The sequence below is a fragment of the Bradyrhizobium sp. USDA 4506 genome (assembly GCF_054058795.1).
The window spans coordinates 1,142,382-1,168,716 of sequence record NZ_JBSSBM010000002.1 but is presented as its reverse complement, the minus strand read 5'-3'; the positions used below and the strand labels follow the sequence as shown (position 1 = coordinate 1,168,716).

The window sequence follows — 26,335 nt, the reverse complement described above, 5'->3', positions numbered from 1 at the left end:
CGATCGTGGGCCGCATGCCGACATGACTGTCACGCCGTTACCCTGCCTTGCTGCGGTCCGGCGGCGGCGCTACGCTTGGACCAAGCAATAACGCCATCAATGGAGCAATCGGCCATGTCGCCAGCGGAAGCGCGCCTGAAGGAAGTGCCGTCGGATATGAGTGCGGCGGAATGGGAGCAGCGGATCAATCTCGCCGCCTGCTACCGGCTGGTCGCGCTCTATGGCTGGGACGATCTGGTCGATACCCACATCTCCGCGCGCGTGCCGGGGCCCGAGCATCACTTCCTGATCAACCCCTACGGGCTGATGTTCGACGAGATCACCGCGTCGAGCCTCGTCAAGGTTGACCTCGACGGCAACCAGCTTTCGAAGAGCGACTACAGCATCAACCCGGCCGGCTTCACCATCCATTCGGCGATCCACGAGGTGCGCGAGGACGCCGGCTGCGTGCTCCATCTGCACACCGTCGACGGCACCGCGGTGTCGAGCGGCCCCGACGGGCTGCTGCCGCTGAACCAGACCGCGCAGCTCGTCACCCACGACCTCGCCTATCACGACTATGAAGGCATCGCGCTCGATCATGACGAGCGCCCGCGCCTGCAGCGCGATCTCGGCAGCAAGAACCACATGCTGCTGCGCAATCACGGCACCCTGACGGTCGGCCGCTCGGTCGCATCCGCCTTCGAGCGGATGTACCATCTGGAGCGCGCCTGCTCGATGCAGGTGGCGACCCGCGCGCTCGGACCGATTGCCTATCCGGTCGACCAGCATGCGATCGACAAGAACACTGAGCTGCTCTCCAACCCGGACCGCGCCGAGCTGCGCTCGACCCAGCTGGTCTGGCCGCCGCTGCTGCGCAAGCTCGACCGGGTCAATCCCGGCTACCGTGATTGAAATTTCACAATCTTCGGGTAGAGTGCTCACCAACACCCTCTGCACTATCGGCATCAAAACGCCGCCCAATTCCGGGCGGCGTTTTTACGTTCGGGGGCCTGGCCGAGACCCGTAGGATGGGTAGAGCGCAGCGAAACCCATCACGCCTCAGCATCAAGACCGCTCACCGAACGCTCCATCCGTTCTCTCCCCGTCGCCAGCCCAATCCTCTGGGTAGACTCCGAGCCTGACCATGCGATGAAACGACGAATACGGCCAGTCCTTCACCCGCTTCACGAGGCCGTGCTTGAGTGGATTGATGTGCACGTAGTCGATGTGACGAGAGAGGTCACTTTCATCCCGGATCGTGTGCTCCCAGTATCGCCGCTGCCAGATGCCGCGTTCCGACCTGGCCGCTCGGCTACCCGAAATGAGTTCGCCGACCGGGAGGCTTCGTGAAAATGCCGATTTGATCTGCCGCCAGCGCGTCGCAAAGTCAGCATCACCTTCCGGCAAGCTCCAAACTGCATGGAGGTGATCGGGCAGAATGACAATCGCCTCGGTCGTGAAAGGATGCCGTTCGCGCGTTTCACGGAAGGCGGCGCGCAGTTGATCGATGTGGTCTGTCAGCAATCGCAGACGCCGGTCCTCTAGATTGACCGCGAAGAAGAAACTGCCTCCAGCAATGAAATTACGACGATAGGTGACCATGACTGATCGCAATGAAGAAGCGATGGGTTTCGCTTCGCTCTACCCATCCTACATCCGAATCAAAACGCCGCCCAATTCCGGGCGGCGTTTTTGCTTGCGATGCGCCTGCGCGCTATTTGGCGTCGCCGAACGCCGCCAGGATCCGCGCCCAGGAGCGGATGCCCTTGTGGTAGCTCTTGAGGTCGTACTTCTCGTTCGGCGAATGGATGTTGTCGTCGTCGAGCCCGAAGCCGATCAGCACGCTGTCGAGGCCGAGCGTGTGCTTGAAATCGGCAACGATCGGGATCGAGGCGCCGGAGCCGATCAAGAGCGCCTCCTTGCCCCATTCGTCGGTCAGCGCACGGCGCGCGGCTGCCAGCGGCTTCATGTTCCAGTCGAGCGCGATCGCCGGCGCGCTGGAATGGTCGGTGAACTCGGCCTTGCAGTCGGCCGGCAGGCGCGCCTTCACATAGTCGCGGAACGCCCTTCGGATCTTCTCGGGATCCTGTCCCTCGACTAGGCGGAACGAGACCTTCGCCGACGCCTCGGCCGCGATCACCGTCTTGGAGCCCTCGCCGGTATAGCCGCCGACGATGCCGTTGATGTCGCAGGTCGGGCGCGAGGAGACCTGCTCGATCAGGAGCCGGTCCTTTTCGCCGGCGGGCACCGAGAGGCCGATCGGCTTGAGGAAGCTCTCCGGCGTCAGATTGAGCTGCTTCCACTGGGCCAGAATATCCGGCGGCAAATCCTTCACGCCGTCATAGAAACCCGGGATGGTGATGTGGCCATTCTCGTCATGCAGGCCGCCGAGGATCCGCGTCAGCACGCGGATCGGGTTCTGCGCGCCGCCGCCGAACACGCCGGAATGCAGGTCGCGATTGGCGGCCTTGATCTTGACCTCGTCATAGACCAGGCCGCGCAACGAGGTGGTGATCGCCGGCGTATTCGGGTCCCACATGCCGGTGTCGCAGACCAGCGCGAAGTCGGCCTTGAGGTCGTCCTTGTTCGCCTCGAGGAACGGCACGAAATTCTTCGAACCGATCTCCTCTTCACCCTCGATGACGATCGTGATGTCGACCGGCAGCGATCCCGTCACCGTCTTCCAGGCACGGCACGCCTCGACGAAGGTCATCAACTGTCCCTTGTCGTCCTCGGCGCCGCGCGCGACGATGATCTTGCGCCCGTCGGCATGGTCGGTCACGACAGGCTCGAACGGCGGACGGTGCCAGAGATTCAAGGGATCGACCGGCTGCACGTCGTAGTGGCCGTAGAACAGCACGTGCGGGCGTCCGTCGGTCGAGCCGTTCAGCTTGCCGACCACGGCCGGATGGCCGGCAGTCGGCCGCACTTCGGTCTTGAAGCCGACTGTCGCGATATCCTTGGCGAGATGATCGGCAGCCGCCTTGCAGTCATCAGCGAAGGCCGGATCGGCCGAGATCGATTTGATCCGCAGCAGCGTGAACAGCCGCTCGAGACTGTTGTCGAAATCGGCGTCGATACGGTCGAGGACGGGCTGCAGCTTGGCGTTGGACATCGCGGATATCCTTTTTGTTGGACGTTGCGCCAGGTTGTAGCGCGCCCGCCGCGGGAGGCAAAGCCGGTCTCCCGCTTCAGCCGACCGGCGCTATGCTATCGGCGCAGCAATCCGCCGAGCGCGCCGCGCACCAGCGCCCGGCCGATCGAGCCGCCAACCGAACCGCCGAGCGATTTGCCGAGATCGGCGGCCACGCCACCGATCACCTTGTCGGTCACCGAGCGCGTGACGCTGCGCGCGATCACCTGTCCGGTCGACATGCGGCCGCGCTTGACGTTGGTGCCGAAGATCGTGGACGCGATCGAACCGATCTGGCCGAGGATGCCGCCCCCCTCGCCGCCAGCAGCGCTGCCGTCCGCCGGCGCCGCCGTTCCGGCGAGCCGCTTCTGGATGATCTCGTAGGCGGATTCGGCGTCGACCGCGGTGTCGTATTTGCCCTTGACCGGGCTCGCATCCATGATCGCCTTGCGCTCGTCCGGCGTGATCGGCCCGATCCGCGCCGACGGCGGGCGCACCATGACGCGCTCGACCATCGACGGCGTGCCGCCGCCCTCGAGGAACGACACCAGCGCCTCGCCCTTGCCGAGCTCCATGATCACCCGCGCGGTGTCGAGCTTCGGATTGGGCCGGAAGGTCTGTGCGGCCGCGGCAACCGCCTTCTGGTCGCGCGGCGTGAAGGCGCGCAGCGCGTGCTGCACGCGGTTGCCGAGCTGCGCCAGCACCTTGTCCGGCACGTCGATCGGATTCTGGGTGACGAAATAGACGCCGACGCCCTTGGAGCGGATCAGCCGCACCACCTGCTCGATCTTGTCCATCAGCGCCTTCGGCGCGTCGGTGAACAAGAGATGCGCCTCGTCGAAGAAGAACACCAGCTTCGGCTTCGGCAGGTCGCCGGCCTCCGGCAATTCCTCGAACAATTCCGAAAGCATCCAGAGCAGGAAGGTGGCGTAAAGCCGCGGGCTCTGCATCAGCTTGTCGGCGACCAGGATATTGACGATGCCGCGGCCGTCGCGGTCGGTGCGCATGAAATCCTTCAGCGTCAGCGCCGGCTCGCCGAAGAACTTGGCGCCGCCCTGGTTCTCGAGCACCAGGAGCTGACGCTGGATCGTTCCGACGGTCGCCTTGGATACATTGCCGTAGCCTTGCGCGGCCTTACGGATCGGCGCCAGCGGATCTTCCTCGTCCTCGGCAGCCTTCTTGCTGCCGTCCGGGGCGATCGCATCCAGCAGCGCCCGCAGGTCCTTCATGTCGATCAACGTGAGGCCGTTCTCGTCGGCGACACGGAAGGCAACATTGAGCACGCCCTCCTGCACGTCGTTCAGATCGAGCATCCGCGAGAGCAACAGCGGTCCCATCTCGGTGACGGTGGCGCGCACCGGATGGCCCTGCTCGCCGAACACGTCCCAGAATACGGTCGAGAACTGATCCGGCTGGAAGGTCAGGCCCATCTCCTTGGCGCGCTTCAGGATAAAGTCCTTGGCCTCGCCGACTTCGGAGATACCGGAAAGATCGCCCTTGATGTCGGCTGCGAAAACCGGAACGCCGGCGCGCGCAAATCCTTCAGCCATGACCTGTAGCGTGACGGTCTTGCCGGTTCCGGTCGCACCGGTCACAAGGCCGTGGCGGTTGGCCAGCGCAAGCGTCAGCCAGGCTGTTTCCTCGCCCTTGCCGATAAAGATCTTCTCATCGGTGTCGGCCAACTTGGTGTCGGACGTCGCCATCGCTTCGCCTCTTAACGCGATTTTAAATCGGCTCGATCCATTCGAACCGATGACATCATATTGCATCTTGCAGGTCGATTGAAACCATCGGCGCGCACTGATGTATATTGTCGCTCCACCAGTTCCTCATACTTTATTCCCGGCCAAGTGACGAAAGGCATTGCGCATTGCGACAAGATGGTGTGAATCCGCCGCTCAATCTTGCAGAGGTGCAACACTCCCGACGCGATCGAAAAAGAAAACGAACTGAAATGCGCGGATCGCTTGTATTTCGTGACACAGGCGCTCAAGATAAATCTTCAAGAATGATCCGGCAAAAACCGGTTGAGGCGGGGCAATATGGACGAATTGGTTGGGCAGCTGGCCGCGAAGGCCGGCATCGACGGTGCTGTCGCTGAAAAAACCATCGGCATCGTTCTGGGTTTCCTCCGTAACGAGGGACCTTCCGACAAAGTTCAGGCTCTGATCGACCAAATCCCCGGCGCCGAAGCGGCAATCGCCGCCTCCAACAACAGCGGTGGTCTATCGCGGTTGATGGGTGGCGGTCTGATGGCTGTCGGCACCCGGCTGATGGCGCTTGGATTGAGCATGAGTGAGATTCAGAACGTCGCGCGTGAACTTTTCAGGTTCGGCCGCGACAAAATCGGAGCGGATCAAATGGGCGAGATCATCTCGGGGACGCCGGGCCTCAGCCAGTTTGCCTGAAGCATTCTCCCAAAACGCCATTGCACGTGCGCTCCCTTCTACCTGCATACGAGTATCATGACATACCCCCTCTCCGAGATCGAAGGCCTGTCCGCCTATTGCGCCACCAAACTGAAATCGCACGGTATCCGCACGACCGACGCACTGCTTGAAGCCGCCCGCACCGTCAAGGGACGCAAGGCGCTCGCCGCCAAGACCGGGATCAGCGAACAACAATTGCTCGAATGGGCCAACATCTCCGACTACATGCGGATTCCCGGCATGGGCAAGGCGAAGGTCGGCCTGGTCCGCGCCGCCGGCGTCACCACCGTGCGCGAGCTCGCGCACCGCAACCCGTCGCGGCTCGCGCAGAGCATGAAGGACGCCAATGTGCGGCGTAAGCTCGTCCGCGTGATGCCGTCGGAGAAGTCGGTCGAGCTGCTGATCGAAGAGGCACGCAAGCTGCCTCCCAAGATCACCTATTAGCCTGTCTTAACGGCATTCGGCCGCGGGCCGCGTCACCCGTCAGCGCCACACCTTGACTTGCCGCCGCGGTCAGCGCAAAGCCACCGCATGATGGCGAGCAAGCCCATGGCATCGACGGTGACCGGCCCGGCCGTATCGGCGGTGCTGCCGGCGCTGTTGTCGCGGCCCTATCCGGCCGTGATGGGCATCCTGAACGTGACGCCGGACTCGTTCTCCGACGGCGGCCAGTTCGCCGCACCCGAAGAGGCGCTGGCACAGGCCCGCAAGCTGGTCACCGAGGGCGCCGATATCATCGACATCGGCGCGGAATCCACCCGTCCCTACGGCTCGCAGCCGGTCACCGCCGAGGCCGAGATGGCGCGGCTTAAACCGGTGCTGGCCGACGTGATCGCCCTTGGCGTGCCGGTCTCGATCGACAGTATGAAATCGGAGGTCGTGGCCTGGGCGCTCGACCACGGCGCGGCGATCGCCAACGACGTCTGGGGCCTGCAGCGCGATGCCGGCATGGCGCCGCTGGTCGCCGCGCGCGGCGTGCCCGTGATCATCATGCACAATCGCGAGCAGGCCGATCCGGCGATCGACATCATGCAAGACATCGCCGCCTTCTTCGAGCGCTCGCTCGCGATCGCCGCGAGCGCCGGCATTTCGCCCGACCGGATCGTGCTCGATCCCGGCATCGGCTTCGGCAAGACCCCGGAGCAGAGCATGATCGCGTTGGCGCGGCTCTCCGAGCTCGACGCGTTCCGACTGCCGCTGCTGGTCGGCGCCTCGCGCAAGCGCTTCATCGGCACGGTCGTGCCGTCGGAGCCGCAACAGCGGATCGGCGGCTCGATCGCGGCGCATCTGATCGCCGCGCGGAATGGCGCCCGCATCATCCGCGCGCATGACGTCGCCGAAACCGTTCAGGCGCTGCGCGTGGCCGCAGCAATCGAGGGACAGCAATGACCGATACGATCTTCATCACTGGGATCGTCATCCATGCCCGTCATGGCGTGATGGAACATGAGACCGAAGTCGGGCAGCGCTTCGTCATCGATCTCGAGCTCTATACCGACCTCTCGGAATCCTCGCGCACCGATCGCCTCTCCGACACCGTCTCCTATTCCAACGTGGTGGCGACCGCGACGTCGGCATTCAAGAACACCAACTACAAGCTGCTGGAGCGCGCCGCGGGTGCGGTGGCCGAGGACATCCTGGCGAGTTTTCCGCGCATCCGGGCGGTCAAGGTCACGGTGCACAAGCCGCACGCGCCGATCGCCGCGATCTTCGACGATGTCGGCGTCGTACTGACCCGCTCGCGCCATCAACCGCCCCAGGGTTGAAAGCAGATGGCTGACGTCCTGATCGCCCTCGGCGGCAATGTCGGCGACGTCCGCACCACGTTTCGCAAGGCGATCGCCAATATCTGCGGCATGACCCAGGCCGCGCTCATCGCACGCTCGTCGGATTATTCGACACCACCCTGGGGCGAGCAGCAGCAGGACAGCTTCATCAATGCCTGCATCGAGATCGAGACCAGTCTCGATCCGCATGCGCTGCTGTTCACGCTGCACAAGATCGAAGCCAAATTCGGCCGCGACCGCAAGAACGAGCAGCGCTGGGGGCCGCGCACCCTCGACCTCGACCTGATCGCCTATGACGACGTCACACTGAACAAGCCGGAACTGACGCTGCCGCACCCGCGTTTGTTCGAACGCGCCTTCGTCTTGGTGCCGCTCGCCGAGATCGTTCCCGACCGCGTCATCGCCGGGCGCCGCGTCGCCGATGCGCTGGCCAAGGTCTCTACCGACGGTATTTTCCGTCTAGCGGACCTCGATTAAAGCCAAACCACCGCAAACAACCGTTTGGCTTGGCCGCCCGCCCGTGGCAATTTCCGGCCAAATCAAGGGGCCCCGCGCGGGGCCGGTGAAGGACGATTTGGGCGGATGACGACCTCGACTGACGATTTGGCTCTGGCTTCGGATTTTCGACCTGCGACCTATGACGACTGGCGCAAGCTGGTCGACGGCGTGCTGAAGGGCGCCCCGTTCGAGAAGCTGGTCGGCAAGACCTATGACGGCCTGAAGATCGATCCGATCTACCGCCGCGCCACCAATTCAAGCCCGCTTGCCGGCCGCGCCGCCGCTGCACCCTGGCAGATCCTGCAGCGGGTCGATCATCCCGATGCCGCACAAGCCAATGCGCAGGCGCTGCAGGATCTCGAGAACGGCGCGACCGGCCTCGAATTCGAGTTCGCCGGCGGTCCCGGCGCGCGCGGCTTCGGTCTTGCCGATGCCAGCAAGAAGACGCTGGCGCGCGCCTGCGGCGGCGTCCATCTCGATGCCGGCATCATGATCGCGCTCAACCCGGTGATCGGCCGCGAGAACGCCGGCGAGACCTTTGCCGACATGGTCGAGGTCCGCAAGCTCGACCCGGCCAAGCTCGATCTGCATTTCAATTACCAGGCGCTCAGCACCATGGCCGTGCGCGGTGCTGCGGCCATCGCCTGGCCCAACTACGAAAAGTCGTTCGGCCAGGTCGTCAATGGCCTGATCAAGCGCGGCTTCAAGGGGCCGTTCGTGCTGGCCGACGGCCGGCCGGTCCATGATGCCGGCGGCTCCGAGGTGCAGGAACTCGCGTTCACGCTCGCGCTGGGCCTCGCCTATCTGCGCATGCTGGAAGGCGCCGGCATCGATCTCGATGCGGCGCGCGCGGGCATCTCGTTCCGCCTCAGCGCCGATGCCGACCAGTTCCTGACCATGGCGAAATTCCGCGCGCTGCGCCGCCTCTGGGCAAGGATCGAAGAGGCCTGCGGGCTTGCGCCAAAGCCGATCTTCGTCAACGCGCAGACCGCCTGGCGCATGCTGACCCAGCGCGATCCCAATGTGAACATGCTACGTGCGACGATCGCGACCTTTGCGGCCGGGCTCGGCGGGGCCAATGCGATCACGGTGCTGCCGCACACGCTGGCGCTCGGCCTGCCTGACGACTTCGCCCGGCGCGTGGCGCGCAACACGCAACTCGTGCTGCTCGATGAATCCAACCTGGCAAAGGTGTCCGATCCCGCGGCCGGCGCCGGCGGCATCGAGACACTGACCTCGCAGCTCTGCGAGGCGGCGTGGACGCTGTTCCAGGAGATCGAGAAGGCCGGCGGCATCTTCGCCGCGCTCGAGCAGGGGCTGCTGCAAAACAAGGTCGCCGCGACGCGATTGCTGCGCGAGACCAATGTGGCGAAGCGCCGCGACGTGCTGACCGGCGCCAGCGAATTTCCGGATCTGCGCGAGGCCGCCCCCGCAGTGCTGGATGTGAAACCATCAGCGCCGGCGTCCCTCGCCGGCGCCAAGGTGAAATTCGACGCCCTCGCGCCGACGCGGCTTGCCGAACCGTTCGAGGCGCTGCGCGACAAGTCGGATGCCGCGCTGAAGGCGCATGGCGCCCGGCCGAACATATTCCTGGCCAATCTCGGCACCGCCGCGGACTTCACAGCCCGCGCGACCTTCGCCAAGAGTTTCTTCGAAACCGGCGGGATCGAGGCTATCGACAGCGAGGGTTTTGCCGACGCGGCGGCGCTGGCCGCGGCCTACAAGGCCTCGGGCGCGGCGATGGCGTGCATTTGTTCCTCGGATAAGGTCTATGCCGCCAGCGCCAGTGAGGCCGCCAGGGCCCTTCAAGGCGCCGGTGCAAGGCATATCTATCTGGCAGGGCGGCCCGCCGACCAGGAAGCGGCGCTGCGGGCGGCCGGCATCGGCGAGTTCGTCTTCGCCGGCGGTGATGCGCTGGCGACATTGCGCGAGGCCTATCGGCGGATGGAGCAGACATGAGCGCAGAGGCACCAACGACACCTGTTCTGACCGGCGGCTGCCAATGCGGCGCCGTCCGATTTGCCGTCTCGGCGGCGCCGACCCGGATCAGCATCTGCCACTGCCGGATGTGCCAGAAGGCGTCCGGGGCGCCATTTGCCTCTTTCGCCGACATCGATCGCAACGACTTCAAATGGACCCGCGGCAAGCCCGCCGCGTTCAGGTCCTCCTCGATCGCCGAGCGCGACTTCTGCGCGGCCTGCGGAACACCCCTGAGCTTCCGCCGTATCGACGGGCCGCGGATCGAGATCATGACCGGCGCCTTCGACCGGCCCGACCGGGTGATACCGACGCAGCAATTCGGAACCGAGTCCCGCCACGGCTGGGTGGTCGGCATCGCCAACCTGCCGAGCCAGACCACGATGCAGAATTACGGACCGGACAAGATGGCGACCATCGTCAGCCATCAGCATCCGGACCATGATTGAATTAGAAGCTACAGCGATTGATCGAACGCAATCGCCAGTTTGAGGAAGCCCAGGGATGACCCGCATTCCCAATTTCGCCGATGTCGCCTTCCAGCCCGTGGCCAGTACGGCCCCGGCTGCGAGCGCCGAGCCGTGGCTGACGCCCGAGGGCATCCCGGTGAAGCCCGTCTATGGCGAGGCCGATCTCGAAGGCATCGACTTCCTCGAGACCTGGCCCGGCATCGCGCCCTATCTGCGCGGCCCCTACCCGACCATGTATGTCAACCAGCCCTGGACCATCCGGCAATATGCCGGCTTCTCCACGGCGGAGGATTCCAACGCGTTCTATCGCCGCAACCTCGCGGCCGGACAGAAGGGCCTGTCGGTCGCCTTCGACCTCGCCACCCATCGCGGCTATGACTCGGATCATCCGCGCGTCTCCGGCGACGTCGGCATGGCCGGCGTCGCGATCGATTCCATCTACGACATGCGCACGCTGTTTGCTCGGCATCCCGCTCGACCAGATGAGCGTGTCGATGACCATGAACGGCGCGGTGCTGCCGATCCTCGCGCTGTTCGTCGCGGCTGCCGAGGAACAGGGCGTGCCGCCGGAGAAACTGTCGGGCACCATTCAGAACGACATTCTGAAAGAGTTCATGGTGCGCAACACCTACATCTATCCGCCGGCGCCCTCGATGCGGATCATCTCCGACATCTTCGCCTACACCTCGCAGCGGATGCCGAAATACAATTCCATTTCCATTTCCGGCTACCACATGCAGGAGGCCGGCGCGACGCAGGACCTCGAGCTCGCCTATACGCTGGCCGATGGCGTCGAATATCTGCGCGCCGGGCTTGCCGCGGGCCTCGACGTCGACCGCTTTGCGCCGCGGCTGTCGTTCTTCTGGGCGATCGGCATGAACTTCTTCATGGAAGTCGCCAAGATGCGCGCCGCGCGGCTGTTATGGGCCAAGCTGCTCAAGCAGTTCAATCCGAAGGATCCGCGCTCGCTGTCGCTGCGCACCCATTGCCAGACCTCGGGCTGGTCGCTGACCGCGCAGGACGTGTTCAACAACGTGATGCGCACCACGATCGAGGCGATGGCGGCAACGCAAGGCCACACCCAGTCGCTGCACACCAACGCCCTGGACGAGGCCCTGGCGCTGCCGACCGACTTCTCCGCGCGTATCGCCCGCAACACCCAATTGTTCCTGCAGCAGGAGAGCGGCACCAACCGCATCATCGATCCCTGGGGCGGCTCCTACTATGTCGAGCGGCTGACCCGCGATCTCGCGCAGAAGGCCTGGGGGCACATCCAGGAGGTCGAGGCGCTCGGCGGCATGGCCAAGGCGATCGAGGCCGGCGTGCCGAAGCTCAGGATCGAGGAAGCCTCCGCCAAGACCCAGGCGCGGATCGATGCCGGCCGCCAGGCGGTGATCGGCGTCAACAAGTTCAAGCCCGAGAACGAGAAGCGGATCGACGTCTTGAAGGTGGAGAACTCCACCGTGCGTCGGCTGCAGATCGACAAGCTGGCGCGGCTCAAGAAGGAGCGCAACCAGAAGGACGTCGATGCGGCGCTCGCCGCGCTTACCCGCTCGGCGGGCGAAGGCAACGGCAATTTGCTGGCGCTGGCGATCGACGCCGCTCGCGCCAAAGCCACCGTCGGCGAAATTTCGGACGCCATGGAAAAGGTGTTCGGCCGCCACCGCGCCGAGATCAAGTCCATCACCGGCGTCTACAAGCGAGAGGCAGCGGCGATGTCCAACAAGGTCGAAAAAGTGCAGGCCCTGATCGATGCGTTCGAGGAGGCCGAGGGCCGCCGCCCGCGCATCTTGGTCGCCAAGATCGGCCAGGACGGCCATGACCGCGGCCAGAAGGTGATCGCATCCGCCTTTGCCGACGTCGGCTTCGACGTCGATATCGGACCGCTGTTCGCAACCGCCGACGAAGCTGCGCGGCAAGCGGTCGAGAACGACGTCCACATCCTCGGCGTCTCCTCGCTCGCCGCGGCGCATCTCACCGCGGTGCCGGAATTGAAGGCGGCGCTGAAGAAACACGGCCGCGACGACATCATGATCATCATCGGCGGCGTGGTGCCACCGCAGGATTACGACGCGCTCTATGCCGCCGGCGCCGAGGCGATCTTCCCGCCGGGCACCGTGATCTCGGATGCCGCCGAGGAGCTGATCCACAAGCTCAACGCCCGGCTCGGCCATAGCGCGGCGGCGGAGTAGATGATAGATTAGCGGGATTGCAAGGTCCCAAACCATGACACGCGAAGAGATCGTGGCAGCGATACGAGAGAATGCCGATGCCATCAAGGCAGAGGGCGTGTCGAAGCTTGCGATCTTTGGATCGCGCGTGCGCGGCGACTATCGGCACGACAGTGACGTCGATGTGCTGGTTGAAGTCGAGCCCGATGCCTCGTTTTCGCTACTCAACCTGATCGGCGTCGAGCATATCATTGAAGACGCGACGGGCTTGCAGGCGCAAGCAACGATGAAGCGATCCCTTCCTCCTCGCCTGGCACAACGAATTGCCGACGATATTCTCGAAGTATTCTGACGTGCAGCCAACCGTTGCAGACCGCATAGGCCACATTGCCGCAGCGATCGATAGCATTCGGGACATAACGGCCGGGCAAACCCGCGAGAGCTTCACCAGCAATCTGGTGATGCGGCTGGCCGTGGAGCGGCTGCTTGAGATGATCAGCGAAGCATCAAGGCACATTCCAACCGATTTGAAGGCCAAGGAAACAGGTATCAACTGGAGGCGATTGGCCGATCTCGGAAACTGGTTGCGCCATGCCTATCATCGGACCGACGCTGGCTTGTTATGGATCATGATTGAGGATGATCTGTTGCCATTGAAGGCGTTCGTCGATCAACTCGCCAGGGAATCGAAGCATTGACTATCATCGTGAAGTGGGCCGTTGCCCTGATATCGGGCTTCGTCTTCATTTCCCTCGCCATCGCCGCAGACCCCAAGCCTGATGCCACGATCAGGAACGCAAGCATCGAGGCCAACGTCTATCTCGACGACAAGATCAAGGCAGACAGCGCGCTGGCAGCCGGCTACCTCGCGGAAGGCAAGAAGTGGATCGAGAAGAATGCCGCCGCGGCTGCGGCCGACCGCAAGCAGGGGCCTGAGCTTTTCAAAGATCGCGGCGGCTACTCGTTCGAACGCAAATACTCCGAGCGCTCCGTCGTCGACGGCCGCTATGTGAGCGTGCTGCGCGACGACTACATGGACACCCACGGCGCGCATCCGAACTCCGACGTCAACACCATCCTGTGGGACACCACGGCGAAGAAGCGCATCAGCATCCGTCCCTTCTTCACCGAGACGACGGACAACGGCCCGACTCTGACGGCGATGCGCAAGGCCATCGTCAGCGCGCTCAACGCCGAGAGGAAGCGGCGCGGCGCCGGCGAGACCGCAACCGCCGAGTGGTACAAGGAGTTGAAGCCAACCCTGCTCAAGATCGGCGCCGTGACGCTGGCGCCGTCGACCGTGTCAGGCAAGAGTTCCGGCCTCACCTTCCACTACCCGCCCTATGCCGTCGGCCCCTACGCCGAAGGCCAGTATGTCATCTTCGTTCCGTGGGAGACGCTGAAGCCCTATCTGACGCCGGATGGCGCAGAAATCTTCGCCGGCGCGCGGCCGAAGGGCGATGCGGACGAGCAGCAATAGTTCGTAGCCCGCATGAGCGAAGCGATATGTGGGGCCGGTTTCCCCTGACATCGCGGAGCCTGTCATCGGGCGCGCGTTCGCGCGACCCGTTGGCTCACCCGGGCTACGGGTGTCTGCACGATTTCTGGATAATGGAAGAATGCCGCTGAGTTGCCCGACGTGTCAAGTAGCCTTGTCGCACGCCGGCTGCCAGCCGCCGGCTCCTTTGCAAGGGGTTGTTTTCGACATTTTGGCAGTGCGCCCCTGCGACGTGCCGATCCGCGTTCCCCTCGCCTGCCATGGCCAGCCGTTGTAAACCAACACCATGACCTCACCGAAGCCTGCCGCTCCCGACATCAGCGCCCTCGCCAAGGACCTCCGTGCTGGCCACCGCGCCGCGCTGGCGCGGGCGATCACGCTGGTCGAGAGCCGGCGCGGCGACCACCAGGCGGCGGCGCGCGAGCTGGTGCAGGCGCTATTGCCCGACACCGGCAAGGCGGTGCGGGTCGGCATCACCGGCTCGCCCGGCGTCGGCAAATCGACCACCATCGATGCGCTCGGCATGTTCTTGATCGAGCGCGGCCACAAGGTTGCAGTGCTGGCGGTCGATCCGTCCTCGGCGCGCACCGGCGGCTCGATCCTCGGCGACAAGACCCGGATGGCGCGGCTCGCCGTCTCCGACCAGGCCTTCATTCGCCCCTCGCCCTCCTCGGGCACGCTCGGCGGCGTCGCGGCGAAGACCCGCGAGGCGATGCTGCTGTGCGAGGCCGCCGGCTTCGACGTGGTGCTGGTCGAGACCGTCGGCATCGGCCAGTCCGAGACCGCGGTCTGCGATATGACCGACTTCTTCCTGGCCTTGATGCTGCCCGGCGCCGGCGACGAGCTGCAGGGCATCAAAAAGGGCCTTGTCGAGCTCGCCGACATGATCGCGATCAACAAGGCCGACGGCGACAACCTCAAGCGCGCCAACCTCGCCGCCGCCGACTATCGCAGCGCGCTGCACATCCTGGCACCACGCTCCGAGCACTGGCATCCGCCGGTGGAGACCTATTCCGCGCTGACCGGCGCCGGGCTCGACCGGCTCTGGCAGAAGATCCTCGACCACCGTACCGCGATGAACGCCTCGGGCGAGTTCGCCGGCCGCCGCAGGGAACAGCAGGTGAAGTGGATGTGGTCGATGCTGGAGAGCCGGATGATGGCGCGGCTGCGCTCGGATGCCGCGATCCGCGCCAAGGTGAAGAAGATGGAGGCCGAGGTCGCCGGCGGCCGCATCTCGCCCGCGGTCGCTGCCGAACAGATCGCGGAGATGCTGCATTGAGCGGCAGGCTGCGCATCCTCGTCACCGGCTTCGGGCCGTTCCCGGGCGCGCCGTTCAACCCGACCATGCCATTGGTGAAGCGGTTGACCGCCCTGCGCCGCCCGGCCTTCGACGACGTCGCATTGTCGAGCCACATCTTCGACGTCACCTACGCCGCCGTCGATCGCGAATTGCCGGAGCTGATCGCACAACATCGCCCGCAAGCGCTCTTGATGTTCGGCCTCGCCGGCCGCACCGGCTATCTGCGGATCGAAAGCCGCGCCCGCAACGCGGTGACGACGCGCTTCCCGGATGCCGGCCGCCAGCATGCGCGCAAGGGATCGATCGAGGGCGGCGCCGATGCGCGCTTGTTCGGGCCTCAAACTGAAAAATTGCTGCGCGCCGTGCTGGCGACCGGGATCGACGCGCGAGCCTCGCGCGACGCCGGCAGCTATCTCTGCAACTACCTGAGCTGGCGCGCGATCGAGGCCGTGAACCACGACAATGACTTGCGCCTCGCGCAATTCGTCCACGTTCCGCCGCTCGCCCATGATGGCACGGCAGCGCCCGGCAAATCATCCATCACGCTGGAAGCGCTCGTCGATGCCGGCGAGGCCATGCTGATGGAGCTGGTGAAGCTAACGCGGCAAGCCGCACGCGCGTGAGCGTGCGGATTGGGTGGTGCAAGTGCACGCCCCTAGTTGGCATCCTCCAACTCACGCGTACGCAAGCTGCGCATCATTTCAATAAATTCAGGCTCCGCAGGATCGATCTTGCGGAATCTGTAAGGTTCGAACCCAATCATCGGAGGAGGTAACGCGACGCCTGCTAGCCCGACGGTCAGACTCCCCGTCCAGGTCGTCCCGATGAAATTGACACGGTAGATGCGCCCCTTGTGCAGCAGATGATGGATGGGCACTACCGGCCCAATGGCTCCCTTCTTCGGGCCATTGTCGATGCAGACAACCAGGTCTCCTACGTCAAACACCGGTCTCTCCTCTCAAGCCAGCGGGCGAGCAATACTCCAGACGCGTCAACCGTAGACCCCGGCAAATACTAAAATTGGATCGAATGACGAGGTCTGCAACGGCCATTCAGTGTCGTCCCGGCGAAGGCCGGGACCCATAACCACGAAAGATCATTGTTGAGCGTCGCTGCAATGACGAGTCCCGTTCACAACACAAGCCGCGGCGTATGGATCCCGGCCTTCGCCGGGACGACGCCTGGGAAGGAGCCGTGGGCCCGCATCTCCCCGGTGTCGGGCCCGCGCATGCGCGCGTGATGATACCGGGGAACGCCTGTTTGACACGTGAATCGGTTGCACCCGCGATTAACCCTACCGCCAACAATCGCCCCGCTGCGTCGGCGTGTTCACCATGCCGCGCCGCCTTTCGCGCTACCACTCGACCCGCGAACGTCACCGCTCGCGAATGTTGCGAGGGCCTTGCCCATGGACGTCAACCGCCGCCATCTGATCGGAGTAACCGCCGCCGGCGCAGCTGGCGCGCTTGCGATGTCGCCGGACGCCGCGCGTGCCGCCGCGCCATCGACCGGCTCGCTCGGCCGCGACGTCACGCAATATGGCGTGCACCCCGGCAGCCCCGACGACCAGACCCGCAATTTGCAGCGCGCGATCGACGACGCCGCGCGGGCGCAGGTGCCGCTGGCGTTCCCGCCCGGCGTCTACCGGACCGGCCCGTTGCGGCTTGTGCCCGGCAGCCAGCTGATCGGCGTGCGCGGCGCCAGCCGGCTGGTGTTCAACGGCGGCGCCTCGCTGCTGGAAGGCGAAGGCGCCGGCGGCGTCGTCCTGATGGGCCTCAGCTTCGACGGCGGCAACGTCCCGCTGCCGAACCGGCGCGGCCTCGTGCACTGCCTATCGGGCCGCGACATCCGCATCACCGATTGCCGGTTCACCGGCAGCGGCGGCAACGGCATCTGGTTCGAGCAGATGTCGGGCGACGTCAGCAACAACGTCTTCACCGAGATCGCGACCACGGCGCTGGTGTCGTTCGACGCGCTGGGCCTGATGGTGTCGCGCAACACCATTAAGGGCACCAACGACAACGGCATCGAGATCCTGCGCACCGCGATCGGCGACGACGGCTCGATCGTCGCGGACAACCGCATCGAGGACATCAAGGCCGGCCCCGGCGGCTCCGGGCAGTACGGCAACGCCATCAACGCCTTCCGCGCCGGCAACGTGATCGTGCGCGGCAACCGCATCAAGAACTGCGACTTCTCGGCGGTGCGCGGCAATTCGGCCTCCAACATCCACATCACCGACAACAGCGTCAGCAATGTCCGCGAGGTCGCGCTCTATTCGGAGTTCTCGTTCGAGGCCGCTGTGATCGCCAACAACACCGTCGACGGCGCCGCGATCGGCGTCTCCGTGTGCAATTTCAACGAGGGCGGCCGCATCGCTGTGGTCCAGGGCAACATCATCCGCAACCTGCTGCCGAAGCGCCCTGCAGGCACCGACCCGAACGACGGCGCCGGCATCGGCATCTATGTCGAGGCCGACAGCACCGTGACCGGCAATGTAATCGAGAACGCGCCGACCTTCGGCATCGTCGCCGGCTGGGGCAAGTACCTGCGCGATGTCGCGATATCAGGCAACGTGGTCCGCAACGCCTTCGTCGGCATCGGCGTCTCGGTGGTGCCGGGCGCCGGCACGGCGCTGATCAACAACAACATGATCTCGGAAACCCCGCGCGGCGCGGTGGTCGGGCTCGACCATGCCCGCCCGATCACGCCGGATCTGTCGGCAGGCGGCGCCCAGCAATATGCGCAGCTCGTGGTCGGCGCGAACGCGGTGCGGCGCTAGATCCGAAAAAGGGCGAAGCGGTTTTTCCTCGCGACAAGCACGGAGATCACGCTCAAAAAATAAGCGAGAGCGGTCGCCTACAGCGTGTTGCGCAGCAGTGGATAGCGCCGCTGGATGGTGTCGAGATCGAGCACCGGCGGCGGCATGACCGGCGGCATCTCCAGCGGCGGCGCGTCGGCGACCGTGGGCGGCTGCTCCAGCACCTCGGCCGCCGTTTCCAGCGCGGCCGCGACCGCCTTAATCGCCGCCTCGGCCAGGACCGCAGCCTCCGGCCGGCGCTCGGGCGGCGGCGAGATGTGGGGCGGCGGCAGTTTCGACCTGCCGCGGCCGAGCCAGGACAGATCGATCGGCGAATTGTCGAGCGAGGCTTCGCGGGTCAGCAATTCGCGCCAGATGTCGACCGCGGCGCGGGCTTCCCTGATGTTCTCGAGAAAGGCCTGCTCGCTGTGATAGCGCCGCCAGCGCCCGGTATCGAACAGTTCGGTAAGGTGCTCCAGCCTTTGCTCGGCGAGGTTGCACCAGCGTGCAACGATCTCCTGGCCTCTGGCCACGTCGGTCCGATGTGTCATTCAACTTGCCCGCAGGAAAAGAAACGGACGCAGACGCAACCGAACCGAATCAACTGGACGTGACGCCGATATTCTGTGGAAAAGGTAAATAAAGTCTAACTAAATTCTTAATCGCAAACGGGCGATCGAAGAAGTCCGCTCTACTACGGAGTTTCTCGCGCGAACTGCCTTCAAGTCATCGACTTGCCATGGTGGCGATGCGCACCGCTCCCGGGCAACGCACGGCGGAAAGATCCACAGCAAACCGCCGCCGTCGCGCGTCGCCCATCCCGTTGCGATCGGTCGGCGCCATCGTGCCGCGCACCGTCGAGTCCGACACGCAAGGGTGCCCCCAAAATGAAAGACCCGTCCGGGGGGACAACCGGACGGGTCAAAGCCATATGGGCGCTTGGGGTGGATGGGCGCTCGCGCCTGATATAGCCGGGGAGGGTTAAACCGCTCCCACACACATAAGTCGTGAGAGGAAGGCGGACGTTCAAATCGCCGGCGATTTTTTTAACCTTCTCGCGCCGCGGTTCCATCGCACCGTTGCAGGCGTTCGGCGTCGAAAATCATCGCGCAGCACGGCGATTTGCAGCGGAATCCTCCGATGCGATCGACGGCGGGGGTTCATTCGACGTGCGGCTCACGGAAGTGTTATTGCCGTCGGCCTGCTGTGCAGGCTGCGACGGTTTGCCCGCGGCAGAGGCAACGGGAGCACTGGTCGCCGCCATCACCGCGGCAAGCGCATCCGCTTCCCCTGCACCGAACAGATCGTCACGTCCAGGTGTCCCGAGATCGCGCGCCGTGCTGGTCAGGACCCGTCGCACCTCGGCGGGCTTCAATGCCGGATTCCGTTCCAGCACCAAGGCCGCGATGCCGCTGACGAACGCGGCCGAAAACGATGTGCCCGACATCAGCTGGTATTTGCCGTCAGGCACCGGCACGAGGAGGTCGACGCCCGGGGCCGCCAACGCGATATGGCTGCCGCGGTTCGAGGCCGCCACCAGCCGGTCGTCGGCATCGGTGCCACTCACCGCGATCACGTCGGGATGAGCGGCCGGATACAGCGGCGGCGATGTCGCGCCGGCATTGCCGGCCGCGGCGACCAGCACGACGTCCCGCATCACGGCAGCGGCCACCGCGCGCTCGACCAGGGCGTCCTTCGGTCCGGCGAAGCTCATGTTCACGATCTGCGCGCCATGCGCCACCGCGTAGTCGAGGCTCCTGAGGATCACAAAGGAGGTGCTCCCGGCGCCGCCCGCGACCGCACCGAAGGCGTGGATCGCCAGGATCCGCACTTCCGGCGCGCTCCCCGTGAGCCTGACACGCGCCGCAATCGCGCCGGCAATGGCGGTGCCGTGGGCGTTTGGAGCATCCTTGCTGCCGAGCGCATCGAACGTATCGGCGACCGTGTTCGCCAATTCCGGATGGGCGGCGTCGACGCCGGAATCGATCACGGCAATGGTGACATTCATCCCGCGCGCCAGCTTGTGGGCCGCGGGCAGATGCAGCTGTGTCTGGGCATATTGCGCCGGATCGCTGCCGCCCGACGCCTTTTGATCCTGCAACGCGTAACGGTAGTTGGGCTGTACGGAGCGGACGCCGGCATCGCTTGCGAGCTCGCGGCTCGCCATTTCGGCCGAACGATTGCCCTGGATGCGGAACAGGCCGATCGTCGCACCCAGCAGCGCGACGTTCTGCGAGGCGATCCGCCTCAACCCATGACGGCGCGCGAGTGCATCGGCCTCCGCCTCCGTCAATGCACCGTCGATTTCGGCCACGAGCTCATTCGGCACGGTTCGCACGCTCGACGCATCCTGCGCACGCAAACTGCCGCCACCGCCGGCCCTGCCCTTCCGCGTTGCGCCCTTGCCGCCGCCGTTGCCGGCAACCGGCCGGTCGGAACATTGGCCGCGATCGCCGTCATCGCAGCTGGCAGAGAGACGGGGCGCGGGGCGCACGGGGGACGGCACGCGCAATCGCGGCCCATCGTCGGTCCACGACGTGGCCGGGCCGCGGTCCACCGATGGCGGCGGCATGCGGCCAACTGAGCCGCCGAACCCGCCGGCGGGATTGCCACCAAGCCTTCCGATACCGGGATTGGCCCGCATCCCGGGCGAGACCTGTGGCGCGCCACCGGTCGGCGATCGCATGAAATTCTGGGCGGAGGCGGAGCCGGCAACACAGACCAGCAACAAGGCTGCGGCTGCGCCGATCGCGTGGTTCGTCAATCTGGTCCGGCCGTTAGCGGCCATGGTGACCTCAACTCGGCGCAGAACCGTCAGCCGCCGACTACGGCGTTTCGACCGCGAGGCTGACGATCTTCTCCTTCTGCAAACGCGCAATCAGCGCAGCGACGCTGCTCTTGTCCATTGCGCGGAACTGCAGCCGGAACATCCCGCCCTTCCCGTCGAGGATCGAGGCCTGGTAATTGTCGAGTAGCGACGTGATGTCGGCGACCCTGGCATCGGGTGTGAAGCGCACCAGCAGCCGGGTCGGCGTCGCCGCCACGCTGGCGCCGAGGTCGCGGGTGATCGGCGCACTGGGCGCGACCGGCGCACTGCGCTCGGCGACATCGAGCGACGCCGTCTGGAACAAAGCCGGCTGGCTGCGCATCAGCACCGCGCCGATCACGCCCGCCTGCAACAACACCACGACCGCACCGAGGCCGGACGACCACGCCAGCGTCCGCGGCGACAATTTCGAAAAGAACTCCGAGACAGAGGCCGACATGCGCGCGCCCATCGACGGCTTGTGCTCCGGCTCGGCATCGATCGCGGCGAACAGCTTCTGCATCGCGCGCGCCGAGGGCGCACCGAGGCTCTCGTTGAGGCCGATGGTCTCGGCATATTCCTCGCGAATGACGGCATATTGCCGGGCGAGCTCCGGATCGCTCGCAAGCGCGTCCTCGACTCGGCGCGTGTCACGCGCGTTCAGCGTGCCGGCCGCGTGCCAGGGCAGCAGCATCTCGATATCGTCAGGCTCTTGCACCTTTGTTCTCGCAGCCATCATGGCCAACCTCGCTCGACACCGGCTGCCTTCAGCAACTCGGCAAGTTTCTTGCGCGCATAGAACAGGCGCGTCTTCACGGTATTCTCCGGAATCCCCACGATCTCAGCGACGTCTTCCACGGATTTCTCGTGATAGTAGACAAGATCGACAATTTCCCGATGTTCCGCCGATAGTCCCGTCAGGCACCTACGCAGCGTGTCACCGGTGTCCTTCTTCTGCACCACCGTTTCCGGATCGTCGGACGTGTCCTCGATCGCGTTCGCGGCCTCATCGTCCAGCTCGGCGTCCTTCCTTCGCCGCAGCGAAGACAACGCCTTGAACCGGGTAATCGCCAGAAGCCAGGTCGAAACGGCGGATCGTCCCTCAAACTTGCCCGCCTGACGCCACACGTCCAGAAAGACCTCGCTGATGAGATCTTCCGCCACCTGTTCGTCCCGCACGAGCCGAAGCCCGAAGCGGTACACCCTGACATGGTGCCGCCCGTACAGCACCTGCATGGCAAGCCGGTCGCCTTGAGCGATCCGAGCGATCAGAACGTCGTCTGAAGCCGCCTGTGTCGCGCTCAATGCCCGTCTCGCAAAGTTGGTCTGAAGGGGGCGGTGCGTGGTTCGACGCGAGAGCCAAGATTCTTCACATTACGGCAATGTCCGCACTGCATGTGTGATCTATGCCACAGTCGGCGCTTCCAATGAGGAAAAATCAGCCGAGACTCGATAAACGGTATCATAGTAGTTAGAACTCTCGCGGACAGGCACCATCCGGCGCGACCATACCAAGGCTTTATCGGCACGCCAGCACCGTCACGCAGTCCGCCACGGCGCAGGCTTGCCGCACATCGCTCCCGCCTCGCCGCTGCGAACGGATTCCCCTTACGAAACAAGGGCGATGACCGGGTTACACCGGGGTAGATTCGGTTCCAAAAGATACCAAACCTAAAGGCTTTCCCACGTAGATTTTCGCCGGATTTCACCAATGGCGAGACCATGGGCAGCGCTGCGTCGTCACTTCCCAGCCCGATCGCGGGCGCATCGGAAAGCGGCCGTCCCAGGCTGACGGCCGAGCGCCTGGCGCGCCGGGCCAAGCAGCGCCGCCAGATCCAGTCGATGATCGCGGCCTGCTTCGTGCTCGACGCCGTCGTGCTGCTGATCTACGCGCATGGCGGCACCACGTCGGTTTGGGTGGCGGCCGCCTACGCGCTGACCGGCCTGTCTTTGGTCGCCGTCTACGTGGCGCTCTCCGAGCGCGGCCTTCACGAGCGCTTCCGCGACCACTATCTGGTCGCGCCGCAATCGGCGATCAACATGGTGAACCTGCTGGTGTTCACCTACATCGCGCCGGAAGTCGGCGTGCTGTTTCTCTGCAACCTGTTCGTGGTGTTCGGCTTCGGTGCGCTGCGCACCTCGGCGCGGCAGACTGCGATCGTCTGGACCGTCATGGTGCTGGGCCTCGCCGCGCTGTTCCTCGGCACCGACAAGGCGATCGGGATGCCGACCGCGACCCGGATCGATCGCCTCGCCACCATGCTGGTGTTCGCGCTGACGATCGGGCGCTGCATGTGCCTCGGCATCTTCTCCAGTTCGATGCAGCAATCGCTGTACCAGAGCGGACTGAAGCTGAAGGAGGCCTACCGGCGCATCGAGGAGCTCGCGGAGCTCGATGAACTGACCGGCGCCTCCAATCGCCGCAGCATCATGCGCACGCTCGAAGAGGAGATCGCGCGCTGCGCGCGCAACGGCAGCTCCTGCGCGGTTGCGCTGATCGACCTCGACCATTTCAAGCGCATCAACGACGTCTACGGCCATCCGATCGGCGACGAGGCGCTGCGCACCTTCGCCATCGGCATGTTCGCCAACCTCCGCAGCGTCGATCGCTTCGGCCGATACGGCGGCGAGGAATTTTTGCTGGTGCTGCCCGACCTGTCGCAGGATCAGGCGATGCGCGCGCTCGAGCGGCTGCGCACGATCATCGCCGATCTCGACTGGAGCGCATTCTCGCCCGGCATGCGGGTGACGATCTCCGCAGGCGTCACGACGCTCAAGCCGCGCGAGAACTCCGATACGTTGCTCGCCCGCGCCGATGGCGCGCTGTACGCAGCCAAGGCCAGGGGACGCAACCGCATCGCCAGCGCCTGAAATCCATTTCCCTCTTCGGCGCCGGAGAAGCCGTCGCCACCGCTCCAGGACAGAGTCATGAGTTTGAAGCCCGAGACCGCCCCCGAAAGTCTGCTCGACGAGCTGCAGACGACGCTCGCGCACGGCACCGTCGCACGCCGCGTCGAGACGCTGCGCCGCGTGACCGACCTCTTCATCAACGGCTCGGTGAACTATTCCAACGAGCAGATCGTGCTGTTCGACGACGTTTTCCAATGCCTGCTCGAGCACATCGAAAACTCGGCCAAGGCGCTGCTCGCCGACCGCCTCGCCCCGATCGACACCGCACCGCCGCAGACCATCCGCACCCTTGCCTTCGACGACCTGATCGAGGTCGCGGGCCCCGTGCTGACGCTGTCGCCGCGGCTCGACGACGACACCCTGATCGAAACGGCGCGCAGCAAGAGCCAGGCGCATCTGCTCGCGATCTCGAACCGCAAGACGCTGAGCGGCGCCGTCACCGACGTGCTGGTGCTGCGCGGCAATGACGAGGTGATCCAGAGCGCGGTCAACAATCCCGGCGCGGAATTCACCGAGCGCGGCTTCACCCGCCTGGTCAGCCGCGCCGAGGGCGACGACAATCTGTCGACCTGCGTCGGCCTGCGCCCGAACATCCCGCGGCATCTCTATCTCAAGCTGGTCGCCAAGGCCTCGGACGCGGTCAGGCAGCGGCTCGAGGCTGCCAATCCGCAGCAGGCCAAGGAGATTCCGATCGCGGTGAAGGAAGCGACGCGACGCGCGCGCTCGGCGCCGGCGGCCGTGACGCCGGACACCACGATCGCGCATGCCTTGGTCAAGTCGCTCTACCAGGACGGCCGGCTCGACGAATTCCAGCTCGCAGCCTTCGCCGAGGCCGGCAAGTTCGACGAGACCAACGCCTCGCTCGCCGCGCTCGCCAACGTCTCGGTCAGCGTCGCCGAGAACATGATGATCGAAACCCGCGCCGAGGGCGTCATGATCCTGGCCAAGGTCTCGGGCCTGTCATGGTCGACGGTGCGGGCGATCATCAACCTGCGCGACGACATCTCGGGCGGCGAGCCGACCGATCTGCAGGCTTGCAAGGACACCTATGAGCGGCTGCGGCCGTCGACCGCGCAGCAGGTGCTGCGCTTCCATCGCATGCAGCAGTCCGCGCCCGCGGCCTGATTTCCCGTAGCCCGGATGCAGCGGAGCGAAATCCGGGCTACGACGTTCTCTTCCCCTTCCCCCTGAAAGGGGGAAGGTCGGGATGGGGGTGAGCCGCAGGCGACGCTGCCCTTGGAGAGAGCTGATCCCCACCCGCTTTGCTCTGACGAGCAAAGCGACCTCCCCTTTTCAAGGGGAGGTTAGGGCTCAGCCGGATTTCGCTCCGCCCGGGCTACAAGCAGTCAGTATCGCAACGCCCGGTTTCCCATCAGCGCGCCGACGCTCGCGACGATCGCGGTCGCCAGCGTGTACCAGGTGGCGACGAACAGCGGCGAGTCATCCGTGCAGTGCGACGCGTAGACGGTTGCCGCGAGCCCCGCCGAGAGCAGGCCGGCTATCGCGCCGGCGACCGCCGGCCGCGCCGGCGCGCCCTGCCGCAGCCCGTACAGCGCGCCGACCAGCAGCGGCAGCGACATCGCGGGGATCGCGGTCATGCAGGCCATCGAATTCTTGCCGATCAGCCGCGTCATCATCGGCGTACGCTGCGGCATCATCATCTCGCCGCTGATGGCGGCGACGAGGATGCCGGCGGGAATCAGCAGCCACCAGCCGAAGCCGCGCAGCGAGGCCTCCGGGCGCGACAGATGCAGGCTGACCGCGATCGCCGAGGCGGCAAGCGCCAGCGTCACGGCGAATTTCAGGTCGAAGAACGGATTGTGCATCGCGATCATCACGTCGGGCCGCACGCCGAGTTCGGCGAAGAAGATCAGGAGCGAGACCGGCGCCGCCGCCAGCAGTGCCAGCATCAGCGCAAGACCGATCGGACGCGCGCGATAGGCATTGTCGGCGGCAAGGGTTCGAATGAGTTGATCGGTGTCCATGCTCATCGATCCCGTAATTTCGCAGTGAGGCTCGCAAGCCCACGATGCAGCGCGACCCGCACCGCGCCCTCGGTCATCGAGAATTTCGCCGCGGTGTCCTTGATCGAGGTGCTGTCGACCGCGATCGATTGCAGCACCTCGCGCTGCCGCGCAGGCAAAGCCTGCAACTGGGCGCTCACCTCGCCCGGCGAGGCCGTCGGTTCCGGTGTTTCCCCGGGCAGCGTCTCGGCGAAATCATCGATGTTGACGAAGATCCGCTTGCCGCGGCGGCGCAGCGCGTCGATCAGCTTGTTGCGCGCGATCGCGAACAGCCACGGCGCGAACGCCGCGCTGGTGTCCCAGGTCTGTCGCTTCAAATGTACCGCCAACAAGATGTCCTGCACGATGTCCTCGGACTGATCGACCGGTTGTCCCGCGCGCGCCAGGCCGCGGCGCGCCGCAGCACGGAGTACCGGCGTGATGGCCTTGAGCAGGCGATGGTACGCCGCATCATCGCCTGAAATGGCCGACCGCATCAGGCCGGTCCATTCATCCTCACGTTCGCGCACGCAGGCTCCTGAATTGCAATTCGGCCGATCTTTCAGTTCGT

At 65.1% G+C, this 26,335-nt stretch carries 26 protein-coding genes and 1 pseudogene; 17 read left to right on the top strand and 10 right to left on the bottom strand.

Annotation, left to right across the window (positions count from 1 at the left end; all coding sequences use genetic code 11):
- Positions 1–114 precede the first annotated feature (114 nt).
- Positions 115–894 carry a class II aldolase/adducin family protein gene (locus ACVIHF_RS07725; RefSeq protein ID WP_028331642.1) on the top strand — a complete coding sequence of 260 codons (780 nt, stop codon included), beginning with the start codon at positions 115–117 and terminating at the stop codon, positions 892–894.
- Between the two features lie 153 nt (positions 895–1,047).
- Here the strand turns inward: ACVIHF_RS07725 and ACVIHF_RS07720 are convergent, their stop codons facing one another.
- The 3 genes from ACVIHF_RS07720 to ACVIHF_RS07710 form a co-directional block, all read right to left on the bottom strand.
- On the bottom strand, positions 1,048–1,584 hold the full coding sequence (locus tag ACVIHF_RS07720; RefSeq protein ID WP_253609534.1) for an REP-associated tyrosine transposase: 537 nt from the start codon (positions 1,582–1,584) through the stop codon (positions 1,048–1,050).
- 112 nt (positions 1,585–1,696) lie between these two features.
- Positions 1,697–3,097 carry a M20/M25/M40 family metallo-hydrolase gene (locus ACVIHF_RS07715; RefSeq protein WP_456791880.1) on the bottom strand — a complete coding sequence of 467 codons (1,401 nt, stop codon included), beginning with the start codon at positions 3,095–3,097 and terminating at the stop codon, positions 1,697–1,699.
- A 95-nt stretch (positions 3,098–3,192) separates the two neighbouring features.
- Positions 3,193–4,818, bottom strand: a complete 1,626-nt coding sequence (locus ACVIHF_RS07710; RefSeq protein ID WP_253609536.1) for a helicase HerA-like domain-containing protein — start codon at positions 4,816–4,818, stop codon at positions 3,193–3,195.
- Between the two features lie 339 nt (positions 4,819–5,157).
- On the opposite strand from ACVIHF_RS07710, the gene ACVIHF_RS07705 reads away from it, so the two are divergent.
- The 13 genes and pseudogenes from ACVIHF_RS07705 (at position 5,158) to ACVIHF_RS07645 (ending at position 15,868) form a co-directional block, all read left to right on the top strand.
- Positions 5,158–5,523 carry a hypothetical protein gene (locus ACVIHF_RS07705; RefSeq protein WP_016841849.1) on the top strand — a complete coding sequence of 122 codons (366 nt, stop codon included), beginning with the start codon at positions 5,158–5,160 and terminating at the stop codon, positions 5,521–5,523.
- 57 nt (positions 5,524–5,580) lie between these two features.
- Complete coding sequence (locus ACVIHF_RS07700; protein ID WP_253609537.1) at positions 5,581–5,988, top strand: DUF4332 domain-containing protein; 408 nt, start codon at positions 5,581–5,583, stop codon at positions 5,986–5,988.
- Positions 5,989–6,075: 87 nt separating this feature from the next.
- Entirely contained in the window at positions 6,076–6,933 is an 858-nt protein-coding gene (gene folP / locus ACVIHF_RS07695) for a dihydropteroate synthase (protein WP_456791879.1), read from the top strand.
- A complete protein-coding gene (folB, locus tag ACVIHF_RS07690; RefSeq protein WP_016842351.1) occupies positions 6,930–7,310 on the top strand; it encodes a dihydroneopterin aldolase in 381 nt (126 codons plus the stop codon). The genes folP and folB overlap by 4 nt, the downstream gene beginning before the upstream one ends.
- A gap of 6 nt (positions 7,311–7,316) precedes the next feature.
- Positions 7,317–7,808, top strand: a complete 492-nt coding sequence (folK, locus tag ACVIHF_RS07685) for a 2-amino-4-hydroxy-6-hydroxymethyldihydropteridine diphosphokinase (RefSeq protein WP_253609539.1) — start codon at positions 7,317–7,319, stop codon at positions 7,806–7,808.
- 105 nt (positions 7,809–7,913) lie between these two features.
- On the top strand, positions 7,914–9,788 hold the full coding sequence (locus tag ACVIHF_RS07680) for a methylmalonyl-CoA mutase subunit beta (RefSeq protein ID WP_253609540.1): 1,875 nt from the start codon (positions 7,914–7,916) through the stop codon (positions 9,786–9,788).
- Positions 9,785–10,255, top strand: a complete 471-nt coding sequence (locus tag ACVIHF_RS07675) for a GFA family protein (protein WP_253609541.1) — start codon at positions 9,785–9,787, stop codon at positions 10,253–10,255. The genes ACVIHF_RS07680 and ACVIHF_RS07675 overlap by 4 nt, the downstream gene beginning before the upstream one ends.
- 55 nt (positions 10,256–10,310) lie before the next feature.
- A pseudogene (gene scpA, locus ACVIHF_RS07670) lies at positions 10,311–12,468 on the top strand (methylmalonyl-CoA mutase).
- A 34-nt stretch (positions 12,469–12,502) separates the two neighbouring features.
- Positions 12,503–12,799 (top strand): nucleotidyltransferase family protein, encoded by a 297-nt coding sequence (locus ACVIHF_RS07665; protein WP_092079466.1) that lies wholly within the window; start codon positions 12,503–12,505, stop codon positions 12,797–12,799.
- Position 12,800: 1 nt separating this feature from the next.
- The gene (locus ACVIHF_RS07660) at positions 12,801–13,145 is read left to right on the top strand and encodes a HepT-like ribonuclease domain-containing protein (protein ID WP_092079463.1); all 345 of its coding nucleotides are present in this window, start codon (positions 12,801–12,803) and stop codon (positions 13,143–13,145) included.
- Positions 13,142–13,927, top strand: coding sequence for an RsiV family protein (locus ACVIHF_RS07655; protein ID WP_256558766.1), 786 nt, complete (start codon positions 13,142–13,144; stop codon positions 13,925–13,927). Before ACVIHF_RS07660 ends, ACVIHF_RS07655 begins: the two co-directional genes overlap by 4 nt.
- A 304-nt stretch (positions 13,928–14,231) precedes the next feature.
- The gene (gene meaB, locus ACVIHF_RS07650) at positions 14,232–15,224 is read left to right on the top strand and encodes a methylmalonyl Co-A mutase-associated GTPase MeaB (protein WP_253609543.1); all 993 of its coding nucleotides are present in this window, start codon (positions 14,232–14,234) and stop codon (positions 15,222–15,224) included.
- On the top strand, positions 15,221–15,868 hold the full coding sequence (locus ACVIHF_RS07645; RefSeq protein WP_253609544.1) for a pyroglutamyl-peptidase I: 648 nt from the start codon (positions 15,221–15,223) through the stop codon (positions 15,866–15,868). Before meaB ends, ACVIHF_RS07645 begins: the two co-directional genes overlap by 4 nt.
- Positions 15,869–15,900: 32 nt before the next feature.
- Here ACVIHF_RS07645 and ACVIHF_RS07640 read toward each other — a convergent pair whose 3' ends face one another.
- The gene (locus ACVIHF_RS07640; RefSeq protein ID WP_057015652.1) at positions 15,901–16,191 is read right to left on the bottom strand and encodes a hypothetical protein; all 291 of its coding nucleotides are present in this window, start codon (positions 16,189–16,191) and stop codon (positions 15,901–15,903) included.
- Positions 16,192–16,653: 462 nt separating this feature from the next.
- Here ACVIHF_RS07640 and ACVIHF_RS07635 point away from each other — a divergent pair, with 462 nt between their 5' ends.
- The gene (locus ACVIHF_RS07635; RefSeq protein WP_253609546.1) at positions 16,654–18,027 is read left to right on the top strand and encodes a TIGR03808 family TAT-translocated repetitive protein; all 1,374 of its coding nucleotides are present in this window, start codon (positions 16,654–16,656) and stop codon (positions 18,025–18,027) included.
- Positions 18,028–18,104: 77 nt separating this feature from the next.
- Here the strand turns inward: ACVIHF_RS07635 and ACVIHF_RS07630 are convergent, their stop codons facing one another.
- From ACVIHF_RS07630 to ACVIHF_RS07615, 4 genes are all read right to left on the bottom strand, one after another.
- On the bottom strand, positions 18,105–18,596 hold the full coding sequence (locus tag ACVIHF_RS07630; RefSeq protein WP_253609547.1) for a TIGR03809 family protein: 492 nt from the start codon (positions 18,594–18,596) through the stop codon (positions 18,105–18,107).
- 551 nt (positions 18,597–19,147) lie between these two features.
- The gene (locus ACVIHF_RS07625; protein ID WP_253609548.1) at positions 19,148–20,833 is read right to left on the bottom strand and encodes a S8 family serine peptidase; all 1,686 of its coding nucleotides are present in this window, start codon (positions 20,831–20,833) and stop codon (positions 19,148–19,150) included.
- A gap of 37 nt (positions 20,834–20,870) precedes the next feature.
- Entirely contained in the window at positions 20,871–21,590 is a 720-nt protein-coding gene (locus ACVIHF_RS07620; protein WP_050387103.1) for a hypothetical protein, read from the bottom strand.
- The gene (locus tag ACVIHF_RS07615) at positions 21,587–22,156 is read right to left on the bottom strand and encodes a sigma-70 family RNA polymerase sigma factor (RefSeq protein WP_016843228.1); all 570 of its coding nucleotides are present in this window, start codon (positions 22,154–22,156) and stop codon (positions 21,587–21,589) included. The genes ACVIHF_RS07620 and ACVIHF_RS07615 overlap by 4 nt, the downstream gene beginning before the upstream one ends.
- Before the next feature lie 417 nt (positions 22,157–22,573).
- On the opposite strand from ACVIHF_RS07615, the gene ACVIHF_RS07610 reads away from it, so the two are divergent.
- Both ACVIHF_RS07610 and ACVIHF_RS07605 read left to right on the top strand, forming a co-directional pair.
- Positions 22,574–23,722: a GGDEF domain-containing protein gene (locus tag ACVIHF_RS07610; RefSeq protein WP_253609549.1), complete on the top strand. Its 1,149-nt coding sequence runs from the start codon at positions 22,574–22,576 to the stop codon at positions 23,720–23,722.
- A 57-nt stretch (positions 23,723–23,779) separates the two neighbouring features.
- Positions 23,780–24,886, top strand: coding sequence for a DUF2336 domain-containing protein (locus ACVIHF_RS07605; RefSeq protein WP_028331661.1), 1,107 nt, complete (start codon positions 23,780–23,782; stop codon positions 24,884–24,886).
- 221 nt (positions 24,887–25,107) lie between these two features.
- On the opposite strand, the gene ACVIHF_RS07600 is transcribed toward ACVIHF_RS07605, so the two are convergent.
- The gene (locus tag ACVIHF_RS07600; RefSeq protein ID WP_076833110.1) at positions 25,108–25,746 is read right to left on the bottom strand and encodes an NrsF family protein; all 639 of its coding nucleotides are present in this window, start codon (positions 25,744–25,746) and stop codon (positions 25,108–25,110) included.
- Between the two features lie 2 nt (positions 25,747–25,748).
- Positions 25,749–26,294, bottom strand: coding sequence for a sigma-70 family RNA polymerase sigma factor (locus ACVIHF_RS07595; protein WP_057015660.1), 546 nt, complete (start codon positions 26,292–26,294; stop codon positions 25,749–25,751).
- Positions 26,295–26,335 lie beyond the last annotated feature (41 nt).